Raw genomic sequence first — 15332 nt, 5'->3', positions numbered from 1 at the left:
ATTCAGGGTCTAGTGGGCGCAAGCCCGTGCAGGTTCAAGTCCTGTCTTCGGCACCACATCAACTCACGCGCTCGAATCAGGTCCTCGTTCTCTCCTGAACCTCTGATCGAATCCCGCCTGGACCGACCCCGGAATGTGGTTGCCCACCCCGCCCGATCGCCGTATAGGAAGGCTATAGTCATTTCACCCACCAGGAGGAGGGACCATGAGGCTCTCATTCCGCGTGCTTCGAGCTGGTTCGCTGCCGCTCCTTGTCTGTGTTCTCGTCTTTGCCGTTCTCACGACGCCCGTCACCGCGCAGACTGAGTCCTGCCAGACCGTCTGGCCGTGCACCGATCCGGACGGCTGCCCCGATTTCTACGTCTCCGCGGTCGTGCTGGCCAGCCAGGAGTTCGGGCTGACCATCTACGACTTCATGTCGTTCACGGAAACGGACTGCGCCTTCGTCAACGGGTTTGTTTCCGGCACCGGCACACGCGAGCTGCTGATCTTCTTCACGCGCCTCGGCAATATGGGCCCGGGCGCCTTCCAGATCGGCAGTCGCTTCGACAATCCCGACCTGTTCACGCCGAACACCTGCCACGATCACTACCACATCAAGAACATGGTGGATTACCGGCTCTGGGCGGTCGAGGGATATCAGGCGTGGAGCGCCGCACGGGCCGCCGAACCGAATTTGTGCGCCTCCGAGGTGCTCGCCACCCATCCGGAACTGCGAGCCGGACTTCTCGTCGATGGAGGCAAGCGCGGCTTCTGCCTCACCGATTTCGGCACCATTTCCACGAAACATGATGGCTTCAAATGCCCCAACAAAAAGGATCGCGCCGTCTATTCCGACTGTGACGTCCAGGGGCTGGGCTCCTGCCGTACGGAAGGGTACCCGCCCGGCGTCATCGGGCAATGGCTCGACATCACGGGTGTTGCGCCGGATGGGGAGTACGTCCTCGAGAACGAAGTGAATCCGCTGCGCCGGTTCGCGGAAGCGAACGTGCAGAACAACTCCAGCGCGGTGCTCATTCGTCGGACCGGCACTCTCGTGGAGCCGTTGCAGATCCTGGCGCATCCATAGCCCCGGCCGGGCGACCTGCACGGTCGTCTCGCTATGCGGCCGCTCGGCTTGCGCGCCGGTTCCTTTGATGGTACAGATCCGCGTCTTCGAACAGGACGCAACGGGGAGTCTCCATGGCCCAGGTCCGGATCATGTACTGGAAGGAGATCCCGTACGGGGTGCGAGCCTCGGACGAGAGCGGGCGTGTCAGCCGGCAACTGCCCGAGAGCTTCCAGGAGGCGGTCGATGCGGCCGCCATGGTCGATGGCGACACCTCGCAGGAGGCGTATCAGGCCGGTTTCAGCTGGGGCCCTCCGGAAGAGCGCGCCGGCTCGGCCGCGGAAGCGGCCGATGCGGTCGTGGCCGAGATCGTCGCCGCCTACCCGCCCGAGCGCCTGGCGCAGCGGGCGCGCCGCGAGCCGACAACCTAGGCTGTCCGTGAGGCGGACCTACCGGGCGTGCTCGTTCAGGTAGCGCAGGACGCCGCGGACGGAGATGAAGCGCGGCGGTTTGCCGGGCGTCATGATCGGGATGTGGCGGTAGCTGCCCACCTTCATGCAATGCATGGCGGCGGCCAGGGTGTCCTCGTCGCGCAGCGTCTTGGGGTCGCGCGTCATCACCTCCTGCACCGCGAACCGGTCCGGATCGTAGTCGCGCCCGGTCAGGCGGTTGAGGGCGTCCCGCTCGGTGAAGATGCCGACGAGCTGCCCGCGATCCATGATGAGGACGCTTCCCTGCCGCTTGTCGCGCATGAGGCGGACCACCTTGGTAATCGGCTCGGTCGGGGCCGCCGTCAGCGCGGGAGCGGGAGCGAGATCGCGGAGCGGCGTCTCCATGATGGCGCGCTGCAGGCCGCTGCGCGCAGTGGGGATGTCGATCGATCGCAGGTCCTGCCCGCAGTGCTCGCAGAGGTCCACGCCGCCGATGTTGTCGTGACCGCAGTCCGGGCAGGTCATTGTGGCTAGGTCACCTTCCAGGTCGCTCCCGATTCCAGCAGGCGCTCGATGCTTCCCGCCCCGAAGCGGGCGGTCGCCTGGATGCTCTGCTGCTCGACCACCTCTTCGAAGCGCGGACGGTTGGCGCGATAGAAGACGCCGACCGGGACCGGGTAGTCGGGATATGTCATCCGGCTGAGCAGGTAGGCCAGGGCCGGCTCCTGGGCCGTTTCGTCGTGGACCAGGAGATCGGCCTCGGTCGCGCCGTTCTCGCCGAGGGTGACGACCTCCGGATGGAAGCCGCGCAGGCGGATCCCCTTGTTGCGTTCCTTCCCGAAGACGACGGGCTTGCCGTGCTCGAGCTGCACCATCCGATCCGCGCGCACCTCGCGGGCCACGAAGTCGTCGAAGGCGCCGTCGTTGAAGATGTTGCAGTTCTGGTAGATCTCGATGAACGCCGTCCCCTTGTGCTGCGCGGCGCGCTCGATGATCGAGGACAGGTGCTGCGTGTCGATGTCGACCGAGCGCGCCACGAAGGTGCACTCGGAGGCCAGGGCGACGCCCAGCGGGTTGATCGGCTGCTCGGCGGTGCCGAACGGGCTCGACTTGGTCTTCTTCCCGAACTCGCTGGTGGGCGAGAACTGCCCCTTGGTCAGCCCGTAGATCCGGTTGTTGAACAGGAGGATCTTGATGTCCAGGTTGCGCCGCATGGCATGAATCAGGTGGTTGCCGCCGATCGACAGGCCGTCGCCGTCGCCGGTGACCACCCAGACCGACAGCTCGGGGCGCGACACCTTGATGCCGGTGGCGATCGTGGGGGCGCGGCCATGAATGCTGTGGAACCCGTACGTGTTCATGTAATACGGAAAGCGGCTGGAGCATCCGATCCCCGATACGAACACGATGTTCTCGCGCGCGATGCCGAAGTTCGGCATCACCTTCTGCACCTGGGCCAGGATGGCGTAGTCGCCGCAGCCCGGACACCAGCGGACCGTCTGGTCCGTGGCGAAGTCGGCCTTGGTGAGCTTCGGCCCTTGGATATCGACACCCGACGGCATGGCTACTGTCCTCGCAGGAGCTCTTCGATCGCCCTGGTGATCTCGGAGACTCGGAACGGTTTCCCCTGGACCTTGTTGAGGCCGACCGCGTCCACCAGGTATCGGGCGCGAATCAGCAGGCTGAGCTGCCCCAGATTGAGCTCCGGCACCAGCACCCTCTCGAACCTCTTGAGGACGTCTCCGAGGTTGGCCGGGAACGGGTTCAGGTAGCGCAGGTGGATCGAGGAGACCGGCCGCCCCTTCGCCTGCAGCTCCTCGACCGCCGAGGTGATCGCGCCGTACGTGCTCCCCCACCCGACCACCAGGAGCGGCCCCGAGTCCTTGCCGAGGACCTGCACGTGCGGGATGTCGGCGGCGATGCGGGCGATCTTCTCGGCGCGCAGGCGCACCATGTGCTCGTGGTTCTGCGGGTCGTAGCTGACGTTGCCGGTGATGTCTTCCTTCTCCAGGCCGCCGATGCGGTGCTCCAGTCCGGGCGTCCCGGGGACGGCCCATGGACGGGCCAGGGTCTTCGGATCCCGGAGGTAGGGCTGGAACCCCTCCTTCTCAATGCGGAATTTCACTTCGAACTTCGGCAGCTCGCCGTTGCTCGGGATCCTCCACGGCTCGGCGCCGTTCCCGAGGTAGCCGTCCGACAGAAAGAAGACCGGCGTCATGTATCGGGTGGCGATCCGGAAGGCCTCGATCGCCATGGTGAAGCAGTCGGCGGGTGTCGCGGGGGCGACCACCGCCACCGGGCACTCGCCGTTTCGTCCATGCACCGCCTGCAGCAGATCGGCCTGCTCGGTCTTGGTCGGCAGCCCGGTCGAGGGGCCCCCGCGCTGGATGTTGGCGATGACCAGGGGCAGCTCGGTCATGACGGCCAGACCGATCGCCTCGCTCTTCAAGGCGACGCCGGGGCCGCTGGTGCCGGTCAGGCCGAGAGCGCCGCCGTATGCGGCTCCGATGGCCGAGCCGATGGCGCTGATCTCGTCCTCGGCCTGGAACGTCTTCACCGGGTAGTTCTTGAACCTCGACAGCTCGTGGAGGATGTCGCTCGCCGGCGTGATCGGATAGGAGCCGTAGAACAGCGGCCTGCCGGACAGGAGCGCCGCGGTGATGAATCCCGTGGCGGTGGCCTCGTTGCCGGTGATCTTGCGGTAGGTCCCCGGAGCCAGCTGCGCCTTGCGCACGCGGAAGTGGTTGGTGAACACCTCCGTGGTGTCGGCGTAGTTGTACCCGGCCAGGAGCGCCAGGGTGTTCGCCTTGGCCATCTGCTCGTGACCCTTGAACTTTTTCTCGATCCAGTCGCGGGTGTAGTCGACCGGGCGCTCGTAGAGCCAGAACACCAGGCCCAGGGCGAAGAAGTTCTTGCAGCGCGTCGCCTGGCGGCCGGAGAGCCCGGTCTCCGCCACCGCCTGGAGCGTCAGGGAGGTGAGCGGGATGTCGAACAGGCGGTAGCCGGCGAGCGAGCCATCTTTGAGCGGATTGGTCTTGTATCCGGCCTTCGCGAGATTTCCCTCGGTGAAGGCATCGGTGTCGAGGATGAGGATTCCGCCCTCTTCGAGATCGCCGATGTTGGTCTTCAGCGCCGCCGGGTTCATCGCCACCAGGACATCCGGCTGATCCCCGGGGGTCTTGATGTCGCGCGACGAAAAGCTGATCTGGTAGCCGGAGACGCCCGCGAGCGTGCCGGCGGGGGCGCGGATCTCGGCCGGGAAGTCGGGCAAGGTGGCGAGATCGTTGCCGACCAGCGCCGTGGTGTCGGCGAACTGCGTCCCGGTCAGCTGCATGCCGTCGCCGGAGTCGCCTACGAACCGGATGACGACGGTGTCGATTTCGGTGACCTTGGCTTCGGGGGGGATGACCTCGGTCTCGGTACTCACGGTGTGTCGTATCTCCTCATGCGCCCTCGGGCGACTTGAATTCCTGATCCAGCCGGGGCGGCAGGTTCACGACCTCCGCCGGAAAATGTTCGGCGACGTAGTTCACGATGTCCCGGGCCGCGATCATGCCGGCTCGCCGGCCCTGGCCGTCGATCAGGGGAATGTGCCGGTAACCCCTCTCGGTCATCATCTGGACGGCATCCCCCAGGCAGTCCGTCGGCCTCAGGACCGCGGGCTCGGGAGTCATGAAACGGTCGACCGGCTCGCTCTCGCTGATGCGGTTGCCGATCAACTTGTTGAGCACGTCCCTCTCGGTGAAGATCCCCACCAGGCGCTCCCCCTCGCAGATCAGGACGGCGCCGACCCCTTCCTCGCGCATGACACGCAGCGTGTCCCTCAGGCTCGTGCCGCGCGGGACGCTGGTCGGGTTGGAAACCGCCACGCTGCCCAGCTTCTCGTCACGAAGGGCCTGTTCGATGGTCATCTGCGCCTTCACCGGTGTCAAGATAGTGAATATACCTTGATCCTGCCACCGGCGGGAAGTGCGCTCCGGGACCCCGCGCGCGATTCGTCCCCCTTGCCTCCGGGCGCCATGTTCAGGAGCTTTTTGCCGCCGGCCTGTGATATACATCACAATTATGTCGCAGGTGAACCGCAGGCCGCCAGGCGCCACCCCCGGACATCATGCCCCCACCGGGCGGCCGGGCCTGGAGCCTGCCGATCCGCTCCCGGGCTGGAAGGCCATCGTCCAGTCCCTCATGCTGATCGGCATCCCCCTGGCGCTTCTGCTGATCGCCAAGTTCGTCCTGAAGACGTACTATCCCGAACTCGGTTACTGAGGCTCACGGGGAAGCGATATTAGCCCCAACCTGCAGCCAGGGCAAGCGAGTGGCCGCGCCGCCGGCGGCCGGTTGTCTATCGGCGGGACCTCCAAGCTCGTCGCCCACTTCAAGGACGGGCGCGTCTCCAAGGGCTTCTCGCGGGATTTCGACCCCGCGCTCGAGTCATTCCACCTGGTGCGACGGGAGGGGACGATCGCTGCGTCCCATGAGATTCGCATCGAAGACCTGAAGGCGCTGTTCCACGTGAAGACCTGGGGACGAAAGGACCGGCACAAAGGCCAGGAATCCAATGGCTTTCCGCAGACGAACCGGCTCGTGCGAGCGGCCGCGCCGCCACTCATCAAGACCGTCCTGGAGTTCTATGACGGCGAGAAGATCTTCGCCTACAGCCTGGATTACGACCCGAACCGGCGGGGGTTCTATGTGGTCCCGGCCGATCCCGCCGACAACAACCGGACCATCTACGTGGTGAGCTCCTCCCTGGTCAACATCCAGTTCGTCCGCGAGTGATCCGGGCCGTGCTCGAACGCTGCGGGCGTGCCGTCGTCGCGATCCTGATTGGATGTCTCTTCTTTTGCGGGCGACTGGACGCCCGCGAGCGGCGCGCGCCCCGCGGAAACCCGACGCTCGTCCTCGCCTCCCCTGAGGGCGAGCGCACCGTTCCGGTATCGGACCTGGTGTTCGTGCATTTCGAGCGCCTCTACTACCACCGCCGCGCCCCGCGCTCCGAAGCCGCGAGCGGCAACCGGATGGAGATCGAGGACCGGCGACGCGAATGCCGCTGCCTGCGGATGCAGGACTGGACGAAGATGAAGTTCAAGACGATTCGCCAGATCGAATTGATCTACCCGCCCGACCAGCCGATCGCCCGGCTGCGGGTGACCAGGCGCGACGGCAGGGTCAGCGAGCTGGGGGCCGATGCGCTGCACGGCGCCTCGGAATCCTTCGGCCCGCGCTTCGCCGCCACTCTGGACGGCCAGCTGCGTGAGTTTCCCCTGATCCTCGCGGAAGGCGAGAGTTGGCCGGACGAGCGGCTGACCCGCCTCCTTCTTCTGCGCCCGCCGCAGAAAGCCCCGCCTCCGGCGCGTCGTTCGAAAGAACGCTCCGGGCGGTGAGCCGTCCGCGCAGCCTCCCTTTCCTGGCGGTGATCTTCGCCCTCTCCGGGTGCGCCGGACTGATCCACGAGGTTGCGTGGGCCAGGGCGCTGGGGCAGAGTCTGGGCAATTCCCTCCAGGCCCTGACGATTGTGCTGGTCGCGTTTCTGGGGGGGCTCGGCGTCGGTTCGGCGGCCGGGTCGCGCCTGGCCGGGCGCTTGCGTGATCCCCTGGCCGCCTACGCCGGGCTCGAGGGGCTCCTGGCTGTCTACGCTCTCCTGAGCCCGGTCGTCGCCTCCGTCGTACCCCGCGTCCTCGAGGCCATCGGGCCGTCCTGCGGATCCCCCCTGTCCCTTCTGGCGCTCCGGTCGGGGCTCGCGGTCCTCGCGCTGGCGCTGCCGACGCTCCTGATGGGAGCGAGCTTTCCGATCCTGGTGCGCGAGGCGGCCGGAGGCGGCGACGCGCCCGGCAGCGTGGTGGCGGTTCTGTATGGAGCCAACACGCTGGGCGGGGCGCTGGGGGCGCTCATCGGCTCGTTCGGTCTCCTCCCCTTTCTCGGCACGCGCGGGTCGTTCCTGGCGGCGGGAGTCCTGAACGCCGTCTCGGCCGGTTCGGCGCTCCTGCGCCAAGGCCAGCGGCACGCAGCCGACCGTCCGGAGGCGGAGACCTCGAAGGGTCCGCCCGCGGAGACGGCCGCGCCATTCCGGGGCCCGCGCGTTCTCTCGCTGCCAGCCCTCGCGCTTCTGGCGGGTCTTGCGGGGGCCGCGGGTGCGATCCTTCAGGTCGGGTGGACCCGTGCCGCGGCCCTGGCTTTCGGATCGTCGGTCTACGCCCTCGGAGTCACGCTGGCCACGTATATTCTCGGCCTCGGGGCGGGGCCGATCCTGGTCGGACGGCGTCTGACCCGGCCGGGCGCCCCCCCGCTCGTCCTCGCCGTGGCTCTGGCCGGCGCCGGTCTCTCGTCCCTGCTCCTCGTGCCGATTCTGGGGAGGCTGCCGATCGTCGCGGCTTTCGCCTCCGGAAGGATGGCGCCGACGCCGGCGATTTTGATTGGGGTGCCGTTCTCCGTCATGGCGGGGCTTCTGCTCATCCCGACGTTGTGCCTGGGGGCCGCCTTCCCGGCCCTCGCCGCCTGCGGCGCGACGCTTCCCGGCAGGTCGACGCACGGCTCCGCCGGCCGCCTGTACGCGGCCTCGTCGTGGGGCTCGGTCGCCGGGTTCGTCCTGGCGGGGTTCGTGGCGATCCCGGGCGCCGGGACGCGTCGCGCTCTTCTCGCCGCCTCGGCCGCGCCGCTCCTCCTCGCCATCGTCCCGGTCTTTTCCATCCCCGCGCGCCGGCACGTCGCCTCGATCGCCGCCCTGGGCCTCGCCCTGGGAGCCCTGCTGCTGCCCGCCATCCTGCCGGCGTGGGACCTCGATGTGATATCAGGAGGAGGGTTTCTCTACGGACCGATCTACCGCTCCGCGTCGGGAGCCGGGGGGGATCTCGGCGGAGCGATCCGTCGCCGGGGAGACATCCTGTTCGCCCGCGAGGACGGTGTCGCCCTGGTGACCGTCCGCCGGAGCCCGGCGGGCGTGCTCTCGCTCCAGATCAACGGCAAGACCGAGGCTTCGACCGGGGGAGACATGAGCACGCAGCTGCTGTCGGCACACCTGCCGCTCCTGCTGCATGCGGCGCCGGCCGATGTCCTGATCGTCGGGCTCGCCAGCGGCATCTCGCTCGGCGCCGCCGAACGCCATGACGTCCGCGCTATCGAGGTGATCGAGATCGCGCCGGCGGTGCGCGAAGCCGCGCGGTGGTTCGACGACTGGAGCGGGAGCGCCCTGGACGACCCCCGGGCGCGGATCGTCCTCGACGACGCACGCAGCCGGCTGCTCGTCCGGTCCCGCCGATTCGACGTGATCGCCTCCCAGCCTTCGAATCCCTGGGTCGCCGGGGTCTCGAACCTGTTCACCGTCGAATTCTACCGCCTGGCGCGGGCGCGCCTCAAACCGGGGGGCCTGTTCTGCCAGTGGGTCCAGGCCTACCGGCTCTCCCCGGAGGATTTTCGCGGTCTGGTGCGGTCGTTCCTGGACGTGTTCCCCCAGGCAACCCTGTGGGAGGAGTCGGCGGGGGGCGGTGACTACTTCCTCCTGGGGGGCGAGGGAGATGCGCCCCTGCGGATCGATCCGGCGAGCCTGCGCGACCCGAGACACCGCGCGGCGTGGATCGACCTGGAGCGCGCCGGCATCGCCCAGCCGGCCGATCTGCTGTCCCGCTTCGTGACCGGTCCCGGCGGCCTCGCCGTCCTCTCGGCCGGGGCGCGCCTCCACACCGACGACACGCTCTACCTCGAGACGCGCGCCCCGCTGGCGCTGTTCCGCGACAATCTGCGTGAGCAGATCGCCGCCCTGAGGCGCGTCCGGCAGAGTGTCACGGAAATCCTGCCGCAGGGAGTCGCCGGTTCGGACCCGGATCTGGTCCAGGAGCTGCGCGCGCACGCCCGGGAGCGCGACATCAGGCTCGATATCGCCACCAGCCTCAAGGACGCCGACCTGTGGAGCCTGGAGGACCCGTACCTGGCGGCCGGCCTCGCGGCGCTACGAGCCGGGCTGATCAAGGACGCCATCACGGCCCTGTCCGCGGCCGCCTCCCACAACCCGGAAAGCGGCACCGCGCCCTATCTTCTGGGCGAGGCCTACCGGGCCGCTGGCCTCGAGGACGCCGCCGCGCTGGCCTTCCGGGAAGCGGTCCGGCGGGATGCATCGCTCGCACCGGCGTGGAATGCCCTCGGGCGCAGCCTGACGGCGCGCGGCGAGGCGACCGCCGAGGATGCCTTTGCGAAGGCCATCGCGCTCGATCCCCGGCTGGCGGCGGCCCGCAACAACCTCGGCGCCCTGCGCCTGCAGGCGGGTGATCTGGTGGAGGCGGAGCACCTCCTGAACGAGGCGGTCAGGGTGGATCCGACCTTGGCGGCGGCCCGCGCCAACCTGGGGCTGCTCCTGAAGCGCCGCGGCGATCCGGCCGGCGCGGAGCGGCGTTACCGCCAGGCCCTGGATCTCGACCCGTTGAACGTGGACGCCCGCTACAATCTCGCGGCGCTGCTCGCGGAGGCGGGACGCAAGGACGAGGCGCGGCAGGAATTCCGGCGTCTGCTCGAAATCGATCCGCTCGACCCCGACGCCCGGGCGGCCCTGGCGCGGCTGTGACCAGCAGCCTATCCCGGCCATTCCATCCGGCTCCTGGCCGCCGGTGTGCGCCTCAGAGGACCTTCAGGCGAGGGCGAGGAGCGGTGCGTCCTGTCCGGCCCGGCGCGCGTCTTTTCCCGGCAGCCCCCCTGACTCGAGAAGCGGCAGCAGGGAGCTCAAAGCCAGCATGGTCCGAATCGCCCCGCGGCTGCGCGCCACGCGCAGGGTCGCCCCGTGGCGGGCCGCGTCCTGCAGGCAGAGAAGGAGGGCCCCGATGCCACCGCAGTCGATCGCGGCGAGGTCCGCGAGATCGATCGTGAGGTCACGAATTCCGCTCGCGAGCGCGGCCCGGACGCGTTTCAACAGCCGCCCCGCCGCCGCGCCGGACAGAATCCGCCCGGAAATCCGCACCCAGGCCCGCCGTCCCTCCGACCGTCCGCTGATCTGAATCATCCGGCTCATCTTCGTCCTCCCTCGCGTTCCGTGCCCGTGACGTCCCTTGATACGCCGCCGGGCGGCGCCGGGTTCCATGCCAGGCGTGGAATATTGCGATCGCGAGCGGGACCGACCCTGGCTGGATTACGGGGCCGGAGACGGCGCGGACGTCGCCGCGGGTGACGGCTGCGGGGCCGGGGGTTGCGCCGCTTCCTTGAGAACGGCGTCGATCTGGGTGTTGATCCGGTCGAGGACGGCGGAGGCCACTGTGGCGATCGGCTTCCAGGCCATGTCGCGCACCAGGATGTTCCCCTTCTTGTCGGGAGGCCCGAGGAGCAGGTGCTGGGACTTCGGCGTGCCGCCCGCCGTGTCCACTTCCTCCTGGAGCGTCAGGTCGAGGGCCGGGCGCCGCGACAGGGCCGCCCGGGTCGCCTCTGTCGGGTGGTCGTCGAACGACAGCGCCTTCAGGTCGCTGACCATCCGCAGGAAGCTGTCGGCCGTCTCGGACTTGACGCTCCCCCGGATCTCACCCGTCAGGGCCCAGGTCTGGTCCTTCTGACGCGTCAGGGTCGAGGCGGGCTTGCCGGCGCGGGCGAAGGTGGCCGACTCAATGCGATACTGCTGCACCCCCAGGAGGTCCTTGCGCCGCAGATCGAAGAGGCCCGTGGTCACCTTCGGCCAGAAGTCGGCCGGCACCATGAAGACGGGGTCCCGCCCGAGCGTCCTGGCCCAGCGTCCTCCGCCCGGATCCTCCTTGCCGAACACCACCGTCTTGTCGACGTCCCAGCCCTCCTGGAAAAGGACCAGGCGCGCCTGGGGGGGCTGCAGGCCGTACCGGCGCAGGTCGGCGTCGGTCGGCTTCTCGGAGGGAATCGACGTGGCGCGCAGGTTCTGCAGGGCGGTCAGGAGATCGGTGATGGTCGGGCCGTCGGCCGGAGCCTCGATCGGCTGCCTGATGATCCAGCCTTCCTCCGGCTTCTCCATCCGGATCGTTTCCCGGCCGCGCTCGATGGTGAAACGCTTCATCTTCCAGGCGTCGAGCGCCAGGAGAGACTTGTCGCGCAGCGCCAGGAGGGTCTTGTCCGCCACGTCGCCCAGGGAGCCGCTGACGACGGCCACATCGTTCGTCCCGGGAAGCAGCGCATAGTGGGTTCCGCCGATCGGATTGCTGTCTCCCACGGCGAGGGACTCCGGCTGGCCGCCCGCCGACGTTTCGATCTGAAGCGTCGCCCGAGGAGGATCGAGACCGTAGTTCTTGCGCTCCCCGGCGTCCGTGATGCGCCTCTCGACGTGCGCCATTTCGAGGGCGTTGAGGAGGCCTTCGACCGCGTCCTTGTCGGCGGCGGTCGGGATGGGAGCGGTCAGCTTCCAGTCCTCCCTCTCCCTTTCGAGACGCAGGTCACCGTTGCCGTTGGTGATCCGGATGGCCTTGAGAGAAGCCCGGTCGATGGCGACCGGCCGGTCCTTCGCGGCCGCGGCCTTCTCCGCCCCTTCCCTGCCGCGGAATTCGGCGACGTAGGTGTAGATGCCGAGCCCGACGAGCAGGGTCAGCGCCAGGATCGGCCCGGGCCTCAGCTTCACGGCGCTTTCCTCAGAGCTTCTTGCGGCGCCACCAGATCCCGATCCCCACGACGGCGACGGTGACCGGGGCGAACGCCACAATGGACCAGAAGTAGTAGCGGACTTGCTGGGGGGAGAGGATGACGATGCGGGGGAGCGAGGTCTTGGGCCTGATGGACACCAGCTCTTCCTGCTCCGCGAGCCAGGCGATCATGCTGAGCGCCAGGTCGCTGTTGCCCGAGGCGTTGAAATAGCCGTTGGTCAGGAAGTCCGAGTCCCCGAACGCCACCAGGCGCGTCTCGGGCCCCGATTTTTTGTCTCCTTCGGCCGCGGCCGCCGCGGCCGCCGGCTTCGGCGCCTTGTCGATCTTCCGGGTGACCGCGACGCCCAGCGTGATCGGCCCCTTCACCCCGGTCCCCTCCTTCAACGTCAGGCGCCCGGTCTTGAGCTCCCCCTCGCTCGGCTGGGCCCAGGCCAGGGGGGATGTCTGGGCCAGCTTGGTGGCCGTCACTCCCTCGGGCAGGGATGCCGCGATTTCGATGGACGAGGCGATCGGGAAGAATGTCTGGAAGCGGAATGTCTTCGTGATCGGGTGGAGCTCATCGTAACCATCCGCCGGGACGAGCGGCATCAGGTAGTCCCCTCCGAACAGCCGCGAGACCTTGTCCACCACGACGTCGTTGCGTACCGTCACGCCGTAGGCCGACAGGACCCCGGCGAGACCGGAGTCGGTCTCAGGGTCCTGCAGGTAGAGAAGATGCCCGCCCCCGCGCAGGTACTCCTCCATCATCCTGGTTTCGGCGTCCAGGAACGGCTTCTGCGCACCGGGGACGCCGACGACCGTCGCATCCGCGGGAATTCCCTGGCTCAGGACCAGCGGCTTGACCGTGTAGTGCTGCTTCTCGAGCTCCGATTTCAGCAGGCTGATGCCGTTGCGCTCGCTGTCGGCGGTGTCGTGCTCGCCGTGCCCGGTGGTGAAGTAGACGGCGCGCTCGCGATCCTTGGTGACCTTGATCAGGGCGTTGGTCAGCGACTCCTCGTCGGCGGCATTGACCCGGCTCTCCTGCTTGCCGCTCTCGAGGATGATGGTGCCGTACTCGGTGATGGCGTAGCGCTTGGCGTCGACCGGATGGGTATCGGGGTCGATGAACCGGACCGTCAGCTTCGGGCTGTGGTAGCGGTACTCCGTCAGGAGGTCCTCGAGTTTCTGCCGCGCCGGCTCCGCTTCGCGGAAGAACGCGGTCACGGTGACCTCGCGCGGCAGCCCCTCGACGACCTTGATCGTCTGCTCGCTCAGGGAGAACGACTGGTTCTCGGTCAGATCGAAGCGCGCGTGGTGGCGGGCGGCGAGGAAGTTGACGAGCACCAGGACCGCCAGGACCGTCAGGATGTAGCCCGCGCTGGCGCCGGCGGCGCGCGCCCGCTTCCCCTTCAGGATCGCCTGGACCCGCTCGCGGTTGAGGACGAGCCCGGTGATGAGGAGGGCCAGCCCGAACACCCCCACCGCGAGAACATAGGTGGCGTGCTCGGGGACGAGCCCGTTCAGGATGATCGCCAGGACGACGAGCAGGGCTCCGAGGCCCGCGGCGGCGCTCTTGAGGAACTTCATGCCGTCTCCCCTACCCCCGCCACCGGCGTGACTCGACCACGCGCTGCGTCAGGAAGAGCGAAAAGAACACGACGCTCAGGTAGAAGACCACGTGCTCGGTGTCGAGCAGTCCCTTGCGGAAGTCACCGAAGTGCTCGGAGATGGAGATCCGGCTCAGGAGATCACCGAGAGTCGGTCCGCCCAGGCCCAGCTTCAGCTTCTCCCAGAGCCCGAAAGTGGCGGTGTTCAGAAGGGCGGCCAGAGTCACGGTGACGGATTCGGCGACCCAGCCCACCGACCACATCAACAGGAGCGCACCGAACGCGCCGACCGCCGCGATGATCTGGTTCTCGGTCATGGCCGACACGAGCAGTCCGATGCCGAGAAACGCCAGGCCCATCAGGAGCACGCCGAGATATCCGACGAGAGTCGGCTTCATGTCCGGCTTGGCGCTCGACGCCATGATCAGCAGCGGATAGGTCAGCGTGGCCCCCAGCATGACCAGGAGCAGGAAGGAGGCCCCGAGGTACTTGCCCAGGATCACCTGGCCGGTGGTGACCGGGCAGGTGAACAGCAGCTCCGCGGTCCCCGTCCGGCGCTCCTCCGCCATCAGGCGCATGGTGATGACCGGAATCATGAGCAGGAAGATCACCCCCATGCTGCCGAACAGGGGGCGGATGACCATGTCGTTCACGTTGAGCTGGTTGAACACGTACGGGTTGTTGCCGTACTGCAGGCACAGGGCCGAGAAGCGCACCAGGGACGCCCAGAAGATGTAGCCGCTGAGCATGAGGAACACGCCGACGACCACGTAGGCGAGAGGCGAGGTGAAGTATGTGCGGACCTCGCGCTCGGCGATCGCCAGGATGTTCCTCATGCCGCCTCCTCGCCCCGGATGATGCGGATGAAGATGTCCTCGAGGCTCAGCGTGATCGCCCGCATCTCGAGAAGCCCCCATCCCTGCGTCACCGCCGCCCGCGAGATCTCCTCGCGCACGTCCCGCGCCGCGTCGGTCTCGACGACGAGGCCCTCGAAGCCCGCCTCCCGCGTCACGGACAGGACTCCCGAGATCGCCCGCAGCGACCCCTCCACCCCCTCCGGAGCGCGCGCCAGGCGCAGGGCGATCCGTCGCGTCCGCTCGCCGCGCGCCGCCAGCTTCTCCATCGTCTCGTCGGCGGCGATCAGGCCTTCGTTGATGATCAGGACCCGGTTGCAGGTCATCGTGACCTCCGCCAGGATGTGGGTGGAGAGGATGACCGTGTGCTCTCCGGCGAAGCTCTTGATCAGCTGGCGGATCTCCCGGATCTGGGAGGGGTCGAGACCGACCGTCGGCTCGTCGAGAATGAGGACGTCCGGATCGTGCAGAATCGCCTGCGCCAGCCCGACGCGTTGCTGATACCCCTTGGAGAGATTGCCGATGAGCCGCCCGGCCACCGGCTGGAGGCCGCACCGATCGATCGCCCGGTCGACGCGGCCGCCCGCCTCCTTGCGCGGCACGCCGCGCAGCCTGGCGACGAAACGCAGGAACGGCCGGACCAGCATCTCGGTGTACAGAGGGGGGTGCTCCGGCAGGTAGCCTATCCGCTTCTTGACCTCGATGGGGGATTCCTGGACGTCGAAGCCGCCCACCTTGGCCGTCCCCGACGTCGGCGGAACGTAGCCGGTCAGGACGCGCATCGTGGTCGTTTTTCCGGCCCCGTTCGGTCCCAGGAACCCGAGAATCTCTCCCTTGCTGACGGA

Annotated in this window: 15 protein-coding genes; 6 read left to right on the top strand and 9 right to left on the bottom strand. The window is 68.1% G+C overall.

Annotated features, from left to right (window positions below; translation table 11 throughout):
* The first annotated feature begins 205 nt into the window (after nucleotides 1–205).
* Nucleotides 206–1069 carry a lysyl oxidase family protein gene (locus VGV60_10170; protein HEV8701622.1) on the top strand — a complete coding sequence of 288 codons (864 nt, stop codon included), beginning with the start codon at nucleotides 206–208 and terminating at the stop codon, nucleotides 1067–1069.
* 113 nt (nucleotides 1070–1182) lie between these two features.
* Nucleotides 1183–1479 carry a virulence factor gene (locus VGV60_10165; GenBank protein ID HEV8701621.1) on the top strand — a complete coding sequence of 99 codons (297 nt, stop codon included), beginning with the start codon at nucleotides 1183–1185 and terminating at the stop codon, nucleotides 1477–1479.
* 18 nt (nucleotides 1480–1497) lie between these two features.
* On the opposite strand, the gene VGV60_10160 is transcribed toward VGV60_10165, so the two are convergent.
* Genes VGV60_10160 through VGV60_10145 form a run of 4 tightly spaced genes read right to left on the bottom strand, consistent with a single transcriptional unit; the run spans nucleotide 1498 to nucleotide 5390 of the window.
* Complete coding sequence (locus VGV60_10160; GenBank protein ID HEV8701620.1) at nucleotides 1498–2004, bottom strand: CBS domain-containing protein; 507 nt, start codon at nucleotides 2002–2004, stop codon at nucleotides 1498–1500.
* Between the two features lie 5 nt (nucleotides 2005–2009).
* Nucleotides 2010–3041, bottom strand: coding sequence for a 2-oxoacid:ferredoxin oxidoreductase subunit beta (locus VGV60_10155; protein ID HEV8701619.1), 1032 nt, complete (start codon nucleotides 3039–3041; stop codon nucleotides 2010–2012).
* A 2-nt stretch (nucleotides 3042–3043) separates the two neighbouring features.
* Nucleotides 3044–4906: a 2-oxoacid:acceptor oxidoreductase subunit alpha gene (locus tag VGV60_10150; protein ID HEV8701618.1), complete on the bottom strand. Its 1863-nt coding sequence runs from the start codon at nucleotides 4904–4906 to the stop codon at nucleotides 3044–3046.
* 16 nt (nucleotides 4907–4922) lie between these two features.
* Complete coding sequence (locus VGV60_10145) at nucleotides 4923–5390, bottom strand: CBS domain-containing protein (protein ID HEV8701617.1); 468 nt, start codon at nucleotides 5388–5390, stop codon at nucleotides 4923–4925.
* A 163-nt stretch (nucleotides 5391–5553) separates the two neighbouring features.
* On the opposite strand from VGV60_10145, the gene VGV60_10140 reads away from it, so the two are divergent.
* The 4 genes from VGV60_10140 (at nucleotide 5554) to VGV60_10125 (ending at nucleotide 10030) form a co-directional block, all read left to right on the top strand.
* Nucleotides 5554–5745: a hypothetical protein gene (locus tag VGV60_10140; protein HEV8701616.1), complete on the top strand. Its 192-nt coding sequence runs from the start codon at nucleotides 5554–5556 to the stop codon at nucleotides 5743–5745.
* 72 nt (nucleotides 5746–5817) lie between these two features.
* Nucleotides 5818–6258: a hypothetical protein gene (locus VGV60_10135; GenBank protein ID HEV8701615.1), complete on the top strand. Its 441-nt coding sequence runs from the start codon at nucleotides 5818–5820 to the stop codon at nucleotides 6256–6258.
* Nucleotides 6259–6266: 8 nt separating this feature from the next.
* On the top strand, nucleotides 6267–6863 hold the full coding sequence (locus VGV60_10130; GenBank protein HEV8701614.1) for a hypothetical protein: 597 nt from the start codon (nucleotides 6267–6269) through the stop codon (nucleotides 6861–6863).
* On the top strand, nucleotides 6860–10030 hold the full coding sequence (locus VGV60_10125; GenBank protein ID HEV8701613.1) for a fused MFS/spermidine synthase: 3171 nt from the start codon (nucleotides 6860–6862) through the stop codon (nucleotides 10028–10030). Before VGV60_10130 ends, VGV60_10125 begins: the two co-directional genes overlap by 4 nt.
* Before the next feature lie 63 nt (nucleotides 10031–10093).
* Here VGV60_10125 and VGV60_10120 read toward each other — a convergent pair whose 3' ends face one another.
* The 5 genes from VGV60_10120 to VGV60_10100 all read right to left on the bottom strand — a co-directional run.
* Entirely contained in the window at nucleotides 10094–10471 is a 378-nt protein-coding gene (locus tag VGV60_10120; protein ID HEV8701612.1) for an STAS domain-containing protein, read from the bottom strand.
* 117 nt (nucleotides 10472–10588) lie between these two features.
* Complete coding sequence (locus VGV60_10115) at nucleotides 10589–12025, bottom strand: DUF4340 domain-containing protein (protein HEV8701611.1); 1437 nt, start codon at nucleotides 12023–12025, stop codon at nucleotides 10589–10591.
* Nucleotides 12026–12035: 10 nt separating this feature from the next.
* Nucleotides 12036–13613, bottom strand: coding sequence for a GldG family protein (locus VGV60_10110; GenBank protein HEV8701610.1), 1578 nt, complete (start codon nucleotides 13611–13613; stop codon nucleotides 12036–12038).
* Between the two features lie 10 nt (nucleotides 13614–13623).
* Nucleotides 13624–14469 (bottom strand): ABC transporter permease subunit, encoded by an 846-nt coding sequence (locus VGV60_10105; GenBank protein ID HEV8701609.1) that lies wholly within the window; start codon nucleotides 14467–14469, stop codon nucleotides 13624–13626.
* Nucleotides 14466–15332: ATP-binding cassette domain-containing protein (locus VGV60_10100; protein HEV8701608.1), on the bottom strand; the 867-nt coding region annotated here is incomplete at its 5' end. The genes VGV60_10100 and VGV60_10105, both read right to left, overlap by 4 nt.

The sequence above is a fragment of the Candidatus Polarisedimenticolia bacterium genome (assembly GCA_036001465.1).
Lineage (GTDB): Bacteria > Acidobacteriota > Polarisedimenticolia > Gp22-AA2 > Gp22-AA2 > Gp22-AA3.
Note: the sequence above shows the minus strand (reverse complement) of the source record. Positions and strands in the feature narration are given on the sequence as shown.

Coding starts and splice junctions, on each gene's coding strand:
- VGV60_10110 (HEV8701610.1), bottom strand. CDS start 13,613: ATGAAGTTCCTCAAGAGCGCCGCCGCGGGCCTCGGAGCCCTGCTCGTC.
- VGV60_10145 (HEV8701617.1), bottom strand. CDS start 5,390: ATGACCATCGAACAGGCCCTTCGTGACGAGAAGCTGGGCAGCGTGGCG.
- VGV60_10170 (HEV8701622.1), top strand. CDS start 206: ATGAGGCTCTCATTCCGCGTGCTTCGAGCTGGTTCGCTGCCGCTCCTT.
- VGV60_10105 (HEV8701609.1), bottom strand. CDS start 14,469: ATGAGGAACATCCTGGCGATCGCCGAGCGCGAGGTCCGCACATACTTC.
- VGV60_10120 (HEV8701612.1), bottom strand. CDS start 10,471: ATGAGCCGGATGATTCAGATCAGCGGACGGTCGGAGGGACGGCGGGCC.
- VGV60_10155 (HEV8701619.1), bottom strand. CDS start 3,041: ATGCCGTCGGGTGTCGATATCCAAGGGCCGAAGCTCACCAAGGCCGAC.
- VGV60_10160 (HEV8701620.1), bottom strand. CDS start 2,004: ATGACCTGCCCGGACTGCGGTCACGACAACATCGGCGGCGTGGACCTC.
- VGV60_10165 (HEV8701621.1), top strand. CDS start 1,183: ATGGCCCAGGTCCGGATCATGTACTGGAAGGAGATCCCGTACGGGGTG.